This is a genomic window from Frankia sp. CcWB2 (genome assembly GCF_977927585.1).
The window spans coordinates 12103-13109 of record NZ_CDWRCM010000133.1 but is presented as its reverse complement, the minus strand read 5'-3'; the positions used below and the strand labels follow the sequence as shown (position 1 = coordinate 13109).

The 1007-nt window shown below is 68.4% G+C and carries 1 protein-coding gene; it reads right to left on the bottom strand.

Annotated features, from left to right (window positions below):
• Positions 1–722: fibronectin type III domain-containing protein (locus ACY45C_RS14485; RefSeq protein WP_462188132.1), on the bottom strand; the 722-nt coding region annotated here is incomplete at its 3' end.
• Positions 723–1007 lie beyond the last annotated feature (285 nt).

The following is a 1007-nucleotide window of genomic DNA, read 5'->3' as shown; positions in this document are numbered from 1 at the left end:
CGGACGTCGGCGGCGCTGAGCATGACGAACCGCACGCCGCCGACGGTGAACGCGTACCAGAGCCCGGCGAGGTAGGCCTCCTCGTCGTGCTGGGGAAGGGCGAAGTAGGCCTGGTAGGCGGCTAGCCCCAGCGATCCGTTGCCCCGCTCGGTCTCATGGTTGCCGTTGCAGGGCATCCACGGCCGGAACCGGGCGGAGGAGCTGATCATCGTGAACCAGTCGAACCAGGCGCGAACCGGATCTGTGCGCTGGTTGGCGTACGACAGGTCGCCGTTCGCGAGGTTGAACAGCGGCGCGAGGCGTTCCACTCCGGTCACCACGTGGCGTGACGCGGCCGAGCCGTACGGGTCATGCGGCTCGTCGGTGCCCTGGTCGCCGAAGCAGGTGAAGCTGAAGGCGGCCCGGTGCCGTGGAGCCGTGCGGAACGACCCGTGGGCCAGGCCCCAGCGCCCGTCATGACCCACGTCATAGCGGTAGCCGGTAGCCGGCAGGAGGCCGGACAGGTGCGCATGGTGGGCGAAGACCACCTCGTTCGTCAGGGCGTCCGTGTAGGAACAGGTGAGCGCGGTCACCGAGCCGGTAGACCCGCCATCCGCCGGGCCGAACCGTACCTGGGGCCGTGGGACGGCAGTTCGGGTCAGCCACGAGACGACCATGGACGTGGCGGGATCAGAGCCGAAGGTCAGGTGAACGCCGAGCGCGACGTCGGGACTACCAGTCACCAGCGGAGCTCTCCGTTCGCCGAACCAGCAGTCCGAACCGTCCTCGGGGCGATGAAGTTGTGCCTGTGCTGTGCCGGCAACCGGACCCGATCTCGCCAGGTGCCCCGGCTGGCAAGGTGGTTATCCGGTGGCTGACATTTTCCCATATTCCGTTACCGGTCGCCGACTGAGCGGTGTGACCGAGCGATGTGTGAGAGAACGAACGTGTTCCAACTCTGGAGCGACCAGCCCGGATACGCGGCCGAGACGGCGATGGCCGGCGCAGCCCCGGGGCTGCGCCGGCCA